The following is a 16,357-nucleotide window of genomic DNA, read 5'->3' as shown; positions in this document are numbered from 1 at the left end:
ATGGACACCGCGCTGACGCTGACCAACGACATGAAGCTCGTCCTCGGGCTGGTCGGTTTCACGATGGCGATGTTCTTGTTCGAGCGCATCCGTGCCGATGTGGTGGCCTTGATCGTGCTGGTGGTGCTGGGCGTCACCGGGCTGGTGGCGCCGGAAGAACTGTTCGGCGGCTTTTCCGGTAATGCGGTGATGAGCATCATCGCCACCACCATCCTGGGCGCGGGGCTGGAGCGCACCGGCGCCTTGAACCGGCTGGCCAGCTGGCTGCTGCGGCGTTCGCACGGCAGCGAGCAGCGCCTGATGATGATGACGCTGGCCATCTCCGGCTTGAACTCCTCGTTCATGCAGAACCCCTCGGTGATGGCCTTGTACCTGCCGGTGGCCTCGCGGCTGGCCGCGCGCACCGGGCTCACCCTGCAGCGCATGTTGCTGCCGATCGCCGCGGCCATCGTGATGGGCGGTGCGCTCACCATGGTGGGCAATTCGCCGTTGATCCTGCTCAACGACCTGCTGGTGTCGGCCAACAACAACCTGCCCTCGGGCATGGCCAGCATCGAGCCGTTGACGATGTTCGCGCCGCTGCCGATCGGCGTGGCCTTGTTGATCGCCGCGCTGCTGTATTTCCGTTTCTACGGCGACCGCAAGCTGATCGAAGAAGAGCGCCTGATCAACGAAGGTGTCACACCCTCGCGCACCGAAAGCTATTTCGCCAAGACCTACGGCATCGATGGCGATGTATTCGAGCTCACCGTGACCGCCGAAAGCCCGCTGGTCGGCATGACCCTGGGCGAAGCCGAAGCCTTGCACGACGCGCCGCTGCTGCTGGCGCTGAAGACCGGCAACGACACCCGCCTGGCACCGCCGGCCGATATGCGCATCTGGGTGGGCAGCGTGCTTGGCGCGATGGGCCAGCGCCAGGACGTGGCCGACTTTGCGCAGAACCACTTCCTGCGCATGTCCTCGCGGCTGCGCAATCTGGGCGACCTGTTCAACCCCAGCCTTGCAGGCATTTCCGAAGCGGTGATCCCGCCCAATTCGCGCGCGATCGGCAAGAGCGCCGCCGAGCTGCGGCTGCGCAAGCAGGCCGGCATCAGCCTGCTGGCGATCAACCGCGACAAGCAGGTCATCCGCGAGGACGTGCGCAACGTGCCGCTGCGGGCCGGCGACATGCTGGTGTTCCACAGCATCTGGCAGGACCTGGCGCAGGCGGCGGAAAGCCGCGATTTCGTACCGGTGACCGACTTCCCCAAGGGCGAGCAGCGCCCGCACAAGTTCAAGATCGCCATGGCGATCTTCGCCTTCACCATCCTGATCGCGCTCACCTCCCGCCTGCCGGTGGCACTGACGCTGATGACCGGCGTGGCCTGCATGCTGGTCAGCGGCGTGCTGCGCATGGACGAGGCCTACGCCTCGATCAACTGGAAGACCATCTTCATGATGGCCGGGCTGATTCCGCTGGGCTGGGCGATGGACAGCAGCGGCACCGCGGCCTGGGTGGCCGGCCACACCATCGACCGCCTGCCCGAAGGCGTCCCGGTGTGGGCGCTGGAGATCAGCCTGGCGCTGCTGACCACTGCATTTTCGCTGGTCATCAGCCATGTGGGCGCGACCATCGTGATGGTGCCGATCGCGGTCAACCTGGCATTGGCGGCCAACGGCAACCCCACGGCGTTCGCGCTGATCGTGGCGCTGTCGGCCTCCAACAACCTGATGACCGCCTCCAACCCGGTGATCTCGATGGTGGCCGGCCCGGCCAACTATCAACCGCGCGAACTCTGGCGCGTGGGCGCGCCGCTGTCGCTGATCTACATCGTGGTGATGGTGTCGGTGATCAACCTGATGTTCTGGTGGGCCGCGCGCTGAGGACGCGAGGCCTGGCGCGGGCTGCGATCGCGCCGCGTAGCGATTGCATGGTCGGAGCGGGGCTGGCTGTCTCGCCGCTGCGACGGTGTCGCACTGCCGCTGTATCGGCCGCCGGTTATGCCAGCACCACCTGTTCGCCGTCGATGCGCACCGGCACAGCCACCAGCGATTGGCCGCGGCAGGGACCGCTGATGCACTCGCCGGCAGTCAGCTCGAACGCGGCGCCATGTGCGGCGCAGACCAGATGGCCCTCCTTGGTCTTGAGGAACTGGCCTGGCGCCCAGTCCAGCCGCCTGCCGGCATGCGGGCAGACGTTCAACCAGGCACGCACCTGCGCACCTTCGCGATACAACACCAGCGATTCGCAGGCTTCTTCCCAGCACGCTTCCACCTCCAGAAATCCCGCATCGGGAATCTGCGCCAGGCTGGCGAGCGGGGTAGGTGGAGACGACATAGGCCAGGGCTGGGTGGGGAAAGGGTTGCCGATTGTGGCATGCGCGTGCTGCCACGCCTGCTCGATGCTGGCGCCGTATCCGAGCCGACAGCCAACGGTGGCAGCGATGGAAGGGACGCTTATGGCAGACCCCGGCTAGCACACGCATTGTGATTCACTTAACAAAATAGGCGTCAAATTAACGAACTTTTCACTCAATGACATGAAACCGCAACGATACTGCGCGCTCGTTTCCTGCCCGGCAGCCCACCGCCATGCCTGCACGCCTCTTCCAATTCGGCAATCTCCATCACCTGTTTGCGCCACGCAAGCCGCGCCATCCGTTGGTGCGCGTCGCTGCGGGCCTCGCAGGCCTGGCCATCCTGGCGGTGCTGATCTTCTTCAGCGTGTTCGTCGGCGCGGCGATGATCCTGGGCGGCATCGCCTGGAAGCTGTTGAGCAAGTCGAACCGACGTGCGTCGCCGCAGGCGCGCGTGGTCGAGGCCGAGTACCGCGTGGTGCGCAAGCCCGCGCTGCCGATGTCGCACTAAGCACCTGCGCGTCGCTGCACCCTGGCGGCACCTTGCGCTGGGCTCCCAAGCTAGGCCTCACATATCGGCATGTGCTCGCACGTGCCGATATGCGTTTGGGCACCTGCCCGACCACTCGGGCGGCGCGAAGCCGGCCGATGTGGCCTTGCGCGTTTCAGCAACGAAGGTTCCGTCGTACACGGGCTAGCGGCTAGACTCACGCGTCCCCTGTTCGAGGATGCGTGCATGACCCACGATGTGATTCCCGCCACCGACGTTCCGCGCATTCCGGTGGTTGGCGGCGGTACGTTTCCGGTGCACCGCATCTATTGTGTCGGCCGCAACTTCGCCGACCACGCGCGCGAGATGGGCGCCAGCGCGCCGGCCTCCAAGGCCGAACGCGGGCAGCCGACCTTCTTCATGAAGCCTGCCGATGCCATCGTGGTCGGTCATGGCGACCGCATCCCCTACCCGCCCGGCACCAATGAGCTGCACCACGAAGTGGAGCTGGTGGTGGCGTTGGGTCGCGATGCGCCGGCCGGTGAGTTGCCGGTGGAGCAGGCCGACGCGCTGATCTACGGCTATGGCGTGGGCCTGGACCTGACCCGCCGCGACCTGCAGGCCGCCGCCAAGGCCAAGGGGCTGCCGTGGGATATCGCCAAAGGCTTCGATCATTCCGCACCGATCAGCGAATTGGTGCATGCCGGCGAAGTGGGCGCGCTGGAGGCGTTGAATCTGTCGCTGGAAGTCAACGGACAGGTGCGTCAGCAATCGCTGCTGGATCAGATGATCTGGAACGTGCCGGAAATCCTGCACGAGCTCTCCAAGCTCTACGCCTTGCGCGCGGGCGATCTGATCTTCATGGGCACGCCGGCCGGGGTCGGCCCGCTGCTGCCCGGCGATCAGTTCAGTGCGCGCCTGGAAAACGTGGCCGAACGCCACGGCATCATCGCCGGCTGACATCTGCCGGGCTAGGATCGGCACAGCGGCAGTTGGTCCGCGACCGCATCTGGAGATGCTCTATGGGAATGGTCAGCGAGTTCAAGCAATTCGCGATGCGCGGCAACGTCATCGATCTTGCGGTCGGTGTGGTCATCGGCGCGGCGTTCGGCAAGATCGTCACCGCGCTGGTCGAAAAGATCATCATGCCGCCGATCGGCTGGGCCGTCGGCAACGTGGATTTTTCGCGGCTGGCATGGGTGCTCAAGCCGGCCGAGGTCGATGCCGCCGGCAAGGAGATCCCCGCCGTCGTGGTCGGCTACGGCGACTTCATCAACACCGTGGTGCAGTTCGTGATCATCGCCTTCGCGATCTTCCTGGTGGTCAAGCTGATCAACCGCCTCAGCCATCGCAAGCCCGATGCACCCAAGGGCCCGAGCGAAGAAGTGCTGTTGCTGCGCGAGATCCGCGACTCGCTCAAGAACGACACGCTCAAGCCGCCGACCACGCCCTGACCGGACACATCCGTTGCGCGCTTCGCGCAGAAGGATGACCTTTCGCACGCAGACGGGGGACCTTGCGCTGATAAGCTCGGGGTCCCCCTTGTCGTTAGGAGCCGCCCTGCATGCGTCGCCTCGCTGTTGCCATCTCCGCCCTGCTCGCCTGCGCGTCCGCCAGTGCCGCACAGACCACCATCCCCGACAGCGCGCTACGCATCGCCGCGCAGCTGCGCGAGCAGGCGCTGGCCGACAGCACCGGTTTTGCGGTGGTCGAATCGCTGACCACCGAAGTGGGCCCGCGTATCGCCGGAGGAGAAGCAGATCCGCGTGCCGTGGCCTGGGCAAAGGCCAAGTTCCAGTCATTGGGCTTCGACAAGGTGTGGACCGAGCCGGTGACCTTTCCCAAGTGGGAACGCCGCAGCGAGCGCGCCGCCGTGCTCGGCGCGCATGCGCAGCCGCTGACCATCACCGCACTGGGCGGCAGCCCGGGCGGCAGCGTCGAAGGCGAGGTGGTGCGCTTCGAGAATCTCGCCGCATTGCAGGCCGCACCTGCAGGGTCACTGACCGGCAAGATCGCCTTCGTCGACTACCAGATGGTCAAGGCGCGCGACGGCAAGGATTACGGCAACGGCGGCGCGGTGCGCAGCAAGGGGCCGTCGGAAGCGATCCGCAAGGGCGCGATCGGATTCGTGATGCGCTCGGCCGGCACCGATTCGCATCGCGTGCCGCATACCGGCATCACCCGGTTCGATGAAGGGCTTACCCCGGTGCCGGCAGCGGCCCTGTCGGTGCCCGATGCCAACCAGCTGGCCCGCCTTGCTGCCCTGGGTGCCACGCGCATCCGCCTGGCACTGGATTGCGGCTGGGACGGCACTGCGACTTCGTACAACGTGATCGGCGAGATCACCGGGCGCAGCAAGCCCAAGGAAGTGGTGGTCATCGGTGGGCATCTGGATTCGTGGGATCTGGGCACCGGCGCGATCGACGACGGTGCCGGCGTGGCGATCACCATGGCGGCAGGCCACCTGATCGGGCAACTCAAGCAGGCACCCAAGCGCAGCATCCGCGTGGTGGCCTTCGCCAACGAAGAACAGGGCCTGTATGGCGGCAAGGCGTATGCCGCCGCGCATGGCACCGATGCCAAGGACATGGCGCGGCATCAGATCGGTGCGGAGAGCGATTTCGGCGCCGGGCGCATCTATGCCTTCAACACCGGCTCCGCGGCGCCGGACGACTCGCGCGCGGCGACCAGACAGATTGCCGAGGTGCTGGCGCCGCTGGGCATCGAGTACGCACCGGGCAAGGGCGGCCCCGGCCCGGACGTGGGCCCGATCTCGGCCAAGGGCGGCGCCTGGGCGTGGCTGGCGCAGGATGGCACCGACTACTTCGACCTGCACCACACCGCCGACGACACGCTGGACAAGATCGACCCGAAGGCGCTCGCGCAAAACGTGGCCGCCTACACCGTGTTCGCGTATCTGGCGGCCGAAGCCGAGGGCGATTTCGGCAGCCGCGCCAGCGCCGTGCAGCCGCCGAACGAGTAAGCTGGCACCGCGTCGCACGCTTGCGCTTCAACTCCAGGACGAGCACACACGATGGTGGCCAAGCGGCAACGCAGTGCGAACAATGCGGCGACCTTGCTGGATGTCGCCAAACACGCCGGTGTGTCGCCGATGACCGCATCGCGCGTGATCAACCGCCACCCGCATGTCGGACAGGACATGCGGGCGCGGGTGGAGGCATCGGTGCAGGCATTGGGCTACCGGCCCAATCTGGCCGGCCGTTCGTTGCGTACCAGTGGCCTGCTGCGCATCGGCGTGCTGTACAGCAACCCCAGCGCCGCCTATCTCAATCAATTCATGCTGGGCCTGCTCGAGCAGAGCAGCCTCAATGGCAGCCAGGTGCTGGTGGAAAAATGCGGTGCCATCCGCAGCCAGCGTGCCGCCACCGAACGCCTACTGGCAGCCGGCGTGGATGGCGTGATCCTGCCGCCGCCGCTATGCGATTCGCGCCAGACCATCGCCGAGCTGGATGCACGTGGCATTCCTGTCGTGGCCGTGGCCAGCGGCGCGCCGATGGCACAGATCAGTTCGGTGCGGATCGACGATTACCAGGCCGCACGCGCCATCGTCGACCACTTGATCGAACTCGGTCATCGCCGCATTGCCTTGATCAAGGGCGATCCGAAGCACACTCCGAGCGCGCTGCGCGCCAACGGCTATGTCGACAGCCTGCAGGCCGCCGGGCTGCCGCTTGCCGAGGACCTGATCGCCGATGGGCTGTTCACCTATCGCTCCGGCCTGCTGGCCGCACGCAGCTTGCTCGCCCAGCCGCAGCCGCCAACGGCCATCTTCTGCAGCAACGACGACATGGCCGCTGCCGCGGTGGCCGTTGCCCACGGCCTGGGCCTGCGGGTGCCGGAAGATGTGTCGGTGGCCGGTTTCGACGACACGCCGGTAGCCACCACCATCTGGCCCGAACTCACCACCGTGCATCAGCCGGTGACTGCGATGGGCCGTGCGGCTGTGTCGCTGCTTGCCGATGCCATTCGGCAACGGCGCAAGGGCGATGCGGCCGCCGGCGTGCACCAGGTGATGAAATACACCGTGGTCAAGCGCGGTTCGACGGCCGGCCCGTCCTCCGGGTAATCGCGTCGGTACTCCAGGTGCCGTGCCGCCGCGGTCGATCGGCGTCGGGTCATGCTGCGTTTGGACCCGGACAGGCGCCTGTGGCGCTGGATCGAAACCGCCTCGCAGGTGCTGGGCGCTGCGCCAGGAAGGTGCCTGATGATCGAGCGACGCGGCGCTCCATGCCTGCCTGCAACGCATCCATGGCGGCCGGGTGGCCGCCATGGAACAACGCATCGACTACATCAACGGGGCCAGCGCACGATGCAACCAACGCACTGGCCACCGCCGCAGGACACCGGGATACCGCTGCCCTGCGACCTCGTCATTCACCCGGCCTGGCACGCACCAGCGCCGATGGCGCACCCGCTCCCGCCACGCCATTGGCGCTCACCACATAGTCGTAACTGGCGCCGTTGGTGACGGCCCGGTCGAGATAGGACGCAGATGTCACGTTGGCATCGACGATCGCGAACGCGCCGCTGCCGGTCCGACGCCGCACCGTGTAAGTGCTGGCTCCCGCGACCGGCGACCAGCTCAGCCTGACCAGACGATCGCCGCCGAGGGCGGTCAGCCCGCGGGTGGCGCCCGGAACGACGCGCGGCGCGGCTACGACGCTTGCGGTGCTGGCCGTGGCGATCACCGGGTAGGCGTTGTTCACCAGCTCGACAAACTGATTGTGGAACCAGGCGCCGGAGATGGGCGCGCCCGGGAAGGAACCGCTCAACACGCCATCGGAGGTGGTGTAGGTGGGATCGCACATGCGATCGAAGCCCTTGCCCTCGTTGTTCGGAATCAGGCTGCTGGAGCCATCCGATTCGCCCGGCGGCTTGACCCAGGCGTAGGCGTCCAGGTGCGGCCCTGGCGCAGCAGTCGGCAGTTCGCCGATGCCCGCGCCCTTCTGATTGCACCAGTTGCCGCGATGCAGGCGGCGATCGATGCGGCCCGAATTGACGTAGCTGTTGATATCGCTGCCGAACGCACCGACCGGACGATTGGGGCCGCCCCAGCCATTGCGACCGGTATCGACGATAAACCCGATGGTGCTCGGCCAGCCTGCGCCGACAAAACCGTTATACAGCGCCTGGGTAAAGTCGGTTTCGTCGAAATACGGATTCCATTCGTAGTATTTCGACGACTTGATCGGCTGCCCGTTGATGCTCAGCTCGGGATTGGGAAGATTCGGCTCGTTCAACGGCGTGGTATTTGCGGTATTGGTGACAAACCCGTCCACGCTCGCCAGACCGGAATTGGTGCCCTGCACGACCCGGGTATACAGCGAAATCGACGGGCCGCGATTGCTGTCCCAGCCCAACCACCCGGAGTGACCGATATCCAGGTAATTGTAGGTATTGGGGATGGCATGCAGCTTGTTGAGGGCGTACTTGATGCCTTCTTCGTAAATACCGGTGGAACTGGCCAGGGCGCAGCGCATGTCGTTCAAATTGGTGACCAGATTCGGCAGGCTGTCCGGCTCGATCACGTTGACGATGCGGATGTCCTTGTACTTGGGATCGGCGAAGATCCCGGCAATCACGTCGATATATTCTTTCTTGTAGCGTTCCAGCGCTGCCGGCGTCAGCGGCAATTCGCCGTTGGACGCCAGCGCATGGCAATCGCGGCCCGGCAGATTGTAGATGACGAAGCTGGCGGTGATCGGCGTATTGGGCTTCTTCTGCGCCAACGCGGCATCCAGATGCCCGCGCAGGCCAAGCCTTCCGGCATTCTGCGACCCGCCACCGATGGCGGCGATACGATCCAGCCATACCGACGTGGGATGGGTCTTGACCACACCCATCTTGGCCTTCAGCGGCGCGCCCTTCACCTTTGCAATCGATGCATCGACCTTCTTGGCGTAATCCGGATTCACATAACCGGTCGCGCCCACGAAGGGATTATCGACATGAACCTGCGCACAAACGGTAGCGACGAACAGCGGATTCACTGCCAACAGCGATAGCGCCAGCGTGCGCTTGAAGTGACGACGAATGCCTTTGCTGGATTTCATGAGATTCACCTTGAGGATTGGATGGTGTTTATCGACACGCATTGAAGCACTGCCTTTTTTGGCCTGCCTTGTCCTTTTTTCAGTGCGCCCATCAGAGATTTCTGGAGCCACTCGATGACGCTCCGTCAGCGTCCCGCCGAAGAGTCGTTGCGCGGCAATAATTCAGCGACGCCCAGACAGAAACCAGGCTGTTGGCCTGCTTGCATTCGGGGACGATTCGCCTAAGACCTCAGATTCCTTGGAGGCCAACCTGGTCGCGTCGAGATAATCGTTGCGACGGTTGCCTCTGCGATGTTCGGAGTATCTCCAGGGAGCGAATGAGCGATCAGCATGGGGATGCTGTGCCTGCGAACGGGGGTGGTGTGTTCGCCATGCGGAAACTACGCCGCATATCAGCCATAAGCAATCTTCAAATATTGCGGTTGGGCACAGATCCAGCGACTGTCCATGGCGACATTTCAACTGCAGGCATTACGCCACAAATCGATGTGCCATTACGCACAAAAAAACGGCCACATCGCTTCCCGACGATGCGGCCGAATGGGAGGGTGCCCGACGTTACCGTCGAACGTACTGCAGCGCCGAAAAACACCGGCGACGGGAAGAACGCGCAATGACCGCTTGGAGAGGGACGACAGAAGACCATGTGCGGCACGGCGCGGGAGTGCGCCGTGTCGCACATCGGTACATCGGATCAGAAACGCAGACGCAGACCGGCGTAGTAACGACGCTCGAAGATGTTCTGGTCGTAGTAGTGATTGGTCCACTGCGCGTAACGGCGTTCGCTTTCACCGGTGAGGTTGGTGGCCTGGGCGTACAGCGTCAGATGGTCGTTGACGTCGTAGCTGAAGGAGGCATCCAGATAGCCGACGTCGTCGTTCCAGATCGCCAGCTCGTCGCCCCAGGCACCGCTGTTGATCTGGCTGAAGCGTTTGCTGCGCCAGTTATAGGCTACGCGCGCCTGCAGCTTGTCCTTCTGGTACCACAGCACCGCATTGGCCTGGTGCTTGGAGTTGTCGCCGATGGGAAGCGTGTTGCCTTCGATATCGGTGTTGTCGGTATCGGCGTCGGAGAAGGTGTAGTTGATGTTGGTGCCGAAGCCGCTCAACCAGCCCGGCAGGAAGTCGAAGGCCTGCTGATAGCCGATTTCAAAGCCCTTGATCTTGCCGCCACCGCCGTTGACGATGCGTTCCACCGGGCCGCCCAGACGCGCCACGCCATCGGCGTCGGGCAACAGCTCGATGTTGGTCACGGTGGTGGGGAAGGACTTCACGTCGATCAGGAAGGCGCCCACGCTGACCAGCGACGCATCGGAGAAATACCACTCCCATGAAGCGTTGTAGTTGGTGGCGCGATACGGATCCAGATCCGGATTACCGGAGCGGCCATTGAGGAACAACACCGCATCCGACGGCAACGACGGATTGCGTGGCGGCGTGCCGTTGACCGCATAGAAGCTCACCAGGCCACGGCCCAGATCGGGCAGGTCCTGACGTGCCACCGCCTTGTTGTAGGCAAAGCGCAGCTTCTGGGCGTCGGTGATGTCCAGCGACAGATTGGCGGTGGGCAGCACGTCGGTGTACTGACGGTTCAGGCGATTGGTGCCGATGGCCGGGCTCACGCCGTTCCATTCAACATTGCCGATAAACACATTGCCGCTGCTCAGATACTGATCGATCGCCAGCTTGGTCTGCACGATGCGCGCACCGATGTTGGCCGTCCACGGCAGCGCGCTGCCGGTGCCGCCTTCCAGGTTCGCCAGGAAGTACGCCGCGGTGCTCTTCTCGGTGACCTTGTAGGAGTCCGCCGCCTGCTGGTACGCCACGTTGCCTGGGTACAGGCTGTTGAGATACCCCACCGGGTCCTTCATGACCTGCGGGTTGATCGCCGGCAAGCCCTGGCTGCCCAGGCCGGTCACCTTGAGCGGATCGAAGTCGTTGAAGTAGGCCCAGTAACCGGGGATGGAATTGAACGGCAGCAGCCGCGCTTCGGAGACGCCGCTGCAGGTATCCACGATCAGCGGATCCTTGAAGTAGTACAGCGAACGATTCGGGTCGGCGCAGGTGGTCGATACCGGCGACAGGTAGCGATAGGTATCGAGCTTGACCTCGCGCTCGCCATAACGGATGCCGAACTGGAAGCCGCGCACCACGCCTTCATCGAACTCGAAGGTGCCGTCGGCACGAAACGCGTCCATGCTCGCCTCGATCTTGTTGCCCTGCGCCCAGGTGGACATCAGCTGCCAGTTGTCCGGGTTGGACACATCGGTGCCCAGATTCACCGCCGGGTAGCTTCCGCGAAAATCCACCGAAGCATCCACGGTCGGAAGGCCGTTGGCGTTCGCCCACTGGGTCACCCCATTGGCGCGCGTGATCCGGTCGCCACGGGTCACCACCGCATCGGCACGCGCTTCGTCGTAGGTACGCTGCGCATCGCCGTGCACCCAGCGGAACGACGCACGAAACGGACCGCCGTCATCGAAGCGCACTTCCAGATTGGTGTTGAGCGAATCCGAATCGGCCACACCGGCCATCGAATGCGCCTGGAAGCGGTTGTAGCGGAACTGGCCGTATTCGAGTACGCCGTTGGAATCGACCACCGATCCGGGCTGCAACTGATTGGTTGCCCAACCGGTGTGCAGCTGCGCGGCCACCGAGGTGTCGTGATCTTCGAGCTTGGTGTAGGCCGCGTCGGCCAGCAGCGTCCAGGAGTCGTTGATGTTGAACTGGAACGAGCCGTTGACGCCGGTCCGCTGGCGATCGGTGCTGCGGTTGTCCAGCTCGGTGGCCACCCAGTTGTAGAAATAGTCGCGCGGCAGGTTGGACGGGTCTGTGTTGCTGCCGATGCGGCCGTCGCCGTTGAAATCGAAGCCCACGTTCTGCTCGGTGGATTTCTGCGCGCCGTTGGAATACACGCTGGGGTGCTTGTTTTCCAGGGTGGCATCGGAATACGAGACCGCCAGCAGCGCGCCCCAGCGTTCGGTGCGGAAGCTGGCCAGCCCGGAATACAGCTCGTTGAGTTCCTGCACGCGATCGCCGTAGGAGCCTTCGGCCTGGCCACTGAAGGTCCAGCCTTCGGGCAGGTCGAACGGGCGGCGGGTCTTCAGCGAGACGGTACCGCTGATGCCGCCATCCAGGTCGGCGGCGGTGGGCGACTTGATCACGTCCACGCCGCTGAACAGCGTCGGCGGGATGTCGACGAAATCCGGTTGTGCGCGCCCGATGTTCGGTTGGCCGAACTGGTCGCCGCCGCCGGCGCTCAGATACAACTCGCCGTTCATGGTGGTCTGCACCTGCGGCATGCCGCGGATGTTGAGCTGCGAACCCTCGCCGGCCGAACGCCGGATCTGCACGCCGGGCACGCGCTGCAGCGAATCGGTGATGGTGACGTCGGGCAACTTGCCGATGTCTTCGGCCGAGATCGAATCGATGATCTGCGCGGCGGTGCGCTTGTTTTCGATGGCCTCGGCCTGCGCGCCGCGCACGCCCTTGACCATGACCTTGTCCAGCTCGGTGACGCCGGCGGTGCTGCCTGCGTCCTGCGCGGCGGCCTGTGCGGCCGCCAGGGTCAGTGCTACCGCGAGCGCGGCGGCCAGCGGCGTATGACGGGTACTGCGATGCAGCTTGTTCATGGTCCCCTCCCAGGGATGACGACACTCCACGACCGTTTCGAATGGCAATGCGGGGGGCACTGCGGTGTTGGCTGACGCGCGAACCCGCACGTCACTGCACAACGCCATGCACCGGCATGGCGTGGCAACTTGCTGGCGCGTTACGGGGACCCGCTGACCGCGCCGCTTGATGGTTGGACATTCCAGCCGCGCAGCTGCAGCGTGGCGTTGCGCAAGACGGACGCCGACGGGCCGCGGATCTCGATCTCGCGCTGTTCGCCCGGCACCAGGCTGAGATAGTTGTCGCTGTAATACGCCGGCAGGATGCGTTGGCCGTGCGCATCCACCAGGGTCAACTTGGTATTGAGCGCAACCTGCTGCGATGGATTGCGCACGCTGGCGCGCAATACCGGCTCGGCACCGTCATCCAGCCGCGTGGCGAGCTGCACCGGCACCGCGGCCAGCGCAGTGAGGCCGCGCATGGCGGAGTCGTTCCCGGCCACCCAGTAGAAATTGCGCGAGCGCACCAGCCCATCGCGGTCGAGCAATTGCAGCCGCACGAAGCCCAGCCCGTTGGTGTCCTTGAGCAACGGCGCCAGTTGCAGCACCGGCGCCGAGACCGCCACAGGCGCTGCATCCACGGCCTGCTCGCGTTGCTGCAGCAGGGCGCCATCGCTGCCATAGACCTCCGCGCGCACGCGCAGGCCACGCACCGGCGTGCTGGCGTTGTTGACCACCACCACCTCGTGCCCCGGCAGGTTCATCTGCACATGCAGGGTCTCGGCCGCGTTGCGCACGCCGTAATACGCCGCGTGGGTGTCGTAATCGTGGCTGTAGACCTGCCACATGTTGCTGGGCCATGCCGGATGGCTCATCCACAACAGCCGCCCGCTGTTCTTGGTCCACAGCTGCGCGTTGAAGCCTTCGAAGATGGCGCGGTGGGTGTCGTAGTTGAGCAGTTGCGCCTTGCGCTCGAAATCGTCCAGGCTGGTCGGCGCACCAAGCTTGTCGGTGAGCGAGCGCATGAAACTGGCGGTATCGCCGTTTCCGGACTGATGCCAGTCGTGATACGCCCAGGCATCGCTGATCGGCCACTGGTCCTGCGCTGCCGGAACCGATGCCTTGAACGACTCCAGGGTGGAAAACGACGGCGTGCCCACCTCCACCGAAAAGCCCTGTGCCAGGGCATTGAAATAGGCCACCGGCTCACGGTAGTTGTACGGCCCGCTGCCCTGCAGGTTGACCTGATTGGAGCTGCCTGTATACCAGCGCGTGCCATCGAGGTCGGCGACCAGCTTATCCAGGCCCTCGTTGAGGATGGGTGCGGGAACGCCTTCGTTGCGCCCGAACCACAGCACGATGGAAGGATGATTGCGGAAGCGTTTGATCACTTCGGCGGCGTTGTCCAGGAACAGCGCCGCATCGGCGGGCTCCATGTTGTAGTTCTGCGTGGATTGCCAGAAGTCATTGAAGACCAGCATGCCGTATTCGTCGGCCAGCTCGTAGAAACTGGCTTCGGTGTTCTGTCCCACCCAGTTGCGCACCACGTTGAAGTGCGCGTCGCGTTGCAGGCGGAAATACGGTTCCAGCCGTTCGCGCGAGACGCGCTTGCGCCAATCGTCCATGCCCCAGTTGCCGCCCTTGACGGCAATGCGCACGCCATTGATGCGGATGGCCAGATAAGGCGCCAGCGCGTCATCGCTCAGCGGCGTCACCGCCGGCGAGGCCTGCGCACCCGGGTAGAACGACTGCGCATCGCCGCCGGGCACGGGGCGAATTGCGCTGTGCCGCGCATCGACGATGCGTTCGCCACGCTGCCGGGCCTTGTTGAAATCCACCAGCACGCGGCGCAACGCGCCGTCCTGGTCGAACAGCGACAGTTCGTAGCTGACTTCGCGTATGCCAAAGCGCAGGCGCTGGGTGTCCGAGCGGGTACCGGCCACATCCACGCCGACCTGCAAGGGATACAGCGCCGGTTCGCCATAGCCGTTGGGCCACCACAGCCGGGGGTTGGCGATGACCAGTTCCGGCGTATCGGCCGCGGTGAGCTTGAGTGTGGTGCCACCGACCGGCACCTCGACCTGGCGCTGGATGCGCACATCGCCCACGGCCAGTTGCACGGTGCCCTGTACCACTGCGGCGGTCTCGTTGCGCAACGGTACGTTGACTTCGAGTTCGGCACGCCGATGATCCGGGGCCAGCCGGGTCGTGACGACCTGGGTGTCGCCAAGCGCCACCGGCCCGGTGGCGTGCAACTGCACGTCCTGCCACAGGCCGGTGTTGCGATCACGTACCGCCGGAATCCAGTCCCAGCCTTCGCTGGCGATGAAGGTTGGCCCATCCAGCGCCTGCACGCCGCCGTTCTCGCCCACGCCTGCGGTCATCGACTGCTCGTGCGCGATGCCAGGATGCGGCGGCGGAGAGACGCGTACCGCAATCACGTTGCGGCCAGCCTTGAGCTGCTTGCTGACATCGAAGCGCCCACGTGCGAAGGCACCGCGCGTGCGCCCCACCTGGGTGCCATTGACCCAGATCTCGCCGGCATAGTTGATGCCGTTGAACAGCAGTTCCAGCCGCCTGTCCTGCGCTGCCGCGGGCAGATCGAAACTGCTGCGGTACCACCAGTCCTGCCGACTCAGCGATTCGGGAATGACCATGTTGTTGAGGCCGATATCCGGATCCGGATACACGCCACGATCGACCAGCGTGGTGAGCACGGTGCCCGGCACGGTGGCCACATGCCAGGCCGCGGCAGCGGCAGCGCCTGCGTCATCGCCGCGCGACAGGCTGGCGCCGGTGGCCTGCCCCAGATCCGGTGCGGCAGCCAGCTGCCACGCACCCACCCGCCACGCCGCTGCATCCAGCGGCTGCAATGCGGGCGCCTGTTGTATCGGCGTTGCCACCGGCGCAGAAAAGGCCGCTGCGCTGCGTGGCAAGGTTGCCGGCGCCTGCGGTGCAACCTGGCCAGCCATCTGCCTGACCTGCACCTGCCAGGCCGGCGAGGCGTCTTCGAAACGCTGCAAGGCCGCGTCAGGTGCCCTGCCTGCGAGCTGCGCGACAGCTGCAGCATCCAGTGCGCCGGCTTGCGCGACGAAACCGGCAATCTCGCCACCGAAGTGCTGCGTATACGCGGCCGGCTGTTCGCGTGGGCCGAACATCAGCACCGGTGCGACTACCTTCTTGCGCAGTGCGCCGCTGGCAACCCGGCGGCCGTCGGCGTACAGCGTCAACTGCCCGCCTTGCGCCACCGCCGCGATCTGTGTCCAGGTACCGGCACGCAGTGCCTGCCTGCTGCGCAGCACGGTGTCGGCGCCCTGCACGAAGCCGAGCCTGCCGTTGTCGATCGTGAAATAGCGGCCTGCGGTTTGCGGTTCGCCAATGCCGGCGATCAAGGCCGGGCCGGCGGTCGCACGCGAAGGACGCACCCAGCCCGACACGCTCCAGTCTGCGTCGGCAGCCAACAACGGCGCATCGGCGGCAAGCTTCTTCGCCAACCCCATCCCGCCCGCCAGCACGCGCACATCGTATGGGCCGGGCGAAGGCGCATCAGCGGGCGCAGCCTCCACTGCAGCCCAGGCCATGCAACCACACAACAACCACAGCGCTCCACGGCCGAACGCCTTGCGAACCATCAGCATTAGAGGCCTCTCCCAAGCTCTACTGCCAAGCAACGGTGCACACCACCAGCATGCAATCGGCAGACGTCCAGCGGACGTGTTGCGCGTTGCGTTTGGTCGTGCCGCCCGTGGCTGCCGCCCCTGTTTCAGCGGCCATGGTGCGAGGTAACGTTACCCCAAGGCGATATCGACGACAACCGTTCTGCGTTAGGGTGGTCGCCCCCAGGAGG

10 protein-coding genes are annotated in these 16,357 nt (G+C 65.1%); 6 read left to right on the top strand and 4 right to left on the bottom strand.

Annotation, left to right across the window (positions count from 1 at the left end):
* Positions 1 to 1,863, top strand: a complete 1,863-nt coding sequence (locus XcodCFBP4690_RS00100; protein WP_104539063.1) for an SLC13 family permease — start codon at positions 1 to 3, stop codon at positions 1,861 to 1,863.
* Positions 1,864 to 1,978: 115 nt separating this feature from the next.
* Here the strand turns inward: XcodCFBP4690_RS00100 and XcodCFBP4690_RS00095 are convergent, their stop codons facing one another.
* Positions 1,979 to 2,317 carry a Rieske (2Fe-2S) protein gene (locus tag XcodCFBP4690_RS00095; RefSeq protein ID WP_104539062.1) on the bottom strand — a complete coding sequence of 113 codons (339 nt, stop codon included), beginning with the start codon at positions 2,315 to 2,317 and terminating at the stop codon, positions 1,979 to 1,981.
* Between the two features lie 254 nt (positions 2,318 to 2,571).
* Between XcodCFBP4690_RS00095 and XcodCFBP4690_RS00090 the strand changes: the two genes are divergently transcribed.
* The 5 genes from XcodCFBP4690_RS00090 (at position 2,572) to XcodCFBP4690_RS00070 (ending at position 6,913) form a co-directional block, all read left to right on the top strand.
* Positions 2,572 to 2,847, top strand: coding sequence for a hypothetical protein (locus tag XcodCFBP4690_RS00090; protein WP_104539061.1), 276 nt, complete (start codon positions 2,572 to 2,574; stop codon positions 2,845 to 2,847).
* Positions 2,848 to 3,072: 225 nt separating this feature from the next.
* The gene (locus tag XcodCFBP4690_RS00085) at positions 3,073 to 3,786 is read left to right on the top strand and encodes a fumarylacetoacetate hydrolase family protein (RefSeq protein WP_104539060.1); all 714 of its coding nucleotides are present in this window, start codon (positions 3,073 to 3,075) and stop codon (positions 3,784 to 3,786) included.
* 62 nt (positions 3,787 to 3,848) lie between these two features.
* Entirely contained in the window at positions 3,849 to 4,280 is a 432-nt protein-coding gene (gene mscL, locus XcodCFBP4690_RS00080; RefSeq protein WP_104539059.1) for a large-conductance mechanosensitive channel protein MscL, read from the top strand.
* 110 nt (positions 4,281 to 4,390) lie between these two features.
* Complete coding sequence (locus XcodCFBP4690_RS00075) at positions 4,391 to 5,809, top strand: M28 family peptidase (RefSeq protein ID WP_104539058.1); 1,419 nt, start codon at positions 4,391 to 4,393, stop codon at positions 5,807 to 5,809.
* A 51-nt stretch (positions 5,810 to 5,860) separates the two neighbouring features.
* The gene (locus XcodCFBP4690_RS00070; protein WP_104539057.1) at positions 5,861 to 6,913 is read left to right on the top strand and encodes a LacI family DNA-binding transcriptional regulator; all 1,053 of its coding nucleotides are present in this window, start codon (positions 5,861 to 5,863) and stop codon (positions 6,911 to 6,913) included.
* Between the two features lie 304 nt (positions 6,914 to 7,217).
* Here the strand turns inward: XcodCFBP4690_RS00070 and XcodCFBP4690_RS00065 are convergent, their stop codons facing one another.
* From XcodCFBP4690_RS00065 to XcodCFBP4690_RS00055, 3 genes are all read right to left on the bottom strand, one after another.
* A complete protein-coding gene (locus XcodCFBP4690_RS00065; RefSeq protein ID WP_410049669.1) occupies positions 7,218 to 8,846 on the bottom strand; it encodes a glycoside hydrolase family 6 protein in 1,629 nt (542 codons plus the stop codon).
* A gap of 748 nt (positions 8,847 to 9,594) precedes the next feature.
* A complete protein-coding gene (locus XcodCFBP4690_RS00060; RefSeq protein ID WP_104539055.1) occupies positions 9,595 to 12,531 on the bottom strand; it encodes a TonB-dependent receptor in 2,937 nt (978 codons plus the stop codon).
* Positions 12,532 to 12,671: 140 nt separating this feature from the next.
* Entirely contained in the window at positions 12,672 to 16,148 is a 3,477-nt protein-coding gene (locus XcodCFBP4690_RS00055) for a glycosyl hydrolase 2 galactose-binding domain-containing protein (protein ID WP_104539054.1), read from the bottom strand.
* Between the last annotated feature and the right edge of the window lie 209 nt (positions 16,149 to 16,357).

The sequence above is a fragment of the Xanthomonas codiaei genome (genome assembly GCF_002939785.1).
GTDB classification, from domain to species: Bacteria; Pseudomonadota; Gammaproteobacteria; order Xanthomonadales; family Xanthomonadaceae; genus Xanthomonas; species Xanthomonas codiaei.
The sequence above is the reverse complement of the archived record's forward strand: the minus strand, read 5'-3'. Positions and strand labels throughout refer to the sequence as shown.

Excerpts from the sequence above, each read along its gene's own strand:
- XcodCFBP4690_RS00100 (WP_104539063.1), top strand. The coding sequence starts at position 1 with ATGGACACCGCGCTGACGCTGACCAACGACATGAAGCTCGTCCTCGGG.
- XcodCFBP4690_RS00095 (WP_104539062.1), bottom strand. The coding sequence starts at position 2,317 with ATGTCGTCTCCACCTACCCCGCTCGCCAGCCTGGCGCAGATTCCCGAT.
- XcodCFBP4690_RS00090 (WP_104539061.1), top strand. The coding sequence starts at position 2,572 with ATGCCTGCACGCCTCTTCCAATTCGGCAATCTCCATCACCTGTTTGCG.
- XcodCFBP4690_RS00085 (WP_104539060.1), top strand. The coding sequence starts at position 3,073 with ATGACCCACGATGTGATTCCCGCCACCGACGTTCCGCGCATTCCGGTG.
- mscL (WP_104539059.1), top strand. The coding sequence starts at position 3,849 with ATGGGAATGGTCAGCGAGTTCAAGCAATTCGCGATGCGCGGCAACGTC.
- XcodCFBP4690_RS00075 (WP_104539058.1), top strand. The coding sequence starts at position 4,391 with ATGCGTCGCCTCGCTGTTGCCATCTCCGCCCTGCTCGCCTGCGCGTCC.
- XcodCFBP4690_RS00070 (WP_104539057.1), top strand. The coding sequence starts at position 5,861 with ATGGTGGCCAAGCGGCAACGCAGTGCGAACAATGCGGCGACCTTGCTG.
- XcodCFBP4690_RS00060 (WP_104539055.1), bottom strand. The coding sequence starts at position 12,531 with ATGAACAAGCTGCATCGCAGTACCCGTCATACGCCGCTGGCCGCCGCG.
- XcodCFBP4690_RS00055 (WP_104539054.1), bottom strand. The coding sequence starts at position 16,148 with ATGCTGATGGTTCGCAAGGCGTTCGGCCGTGGAGCGCTGTGGTTGTTG.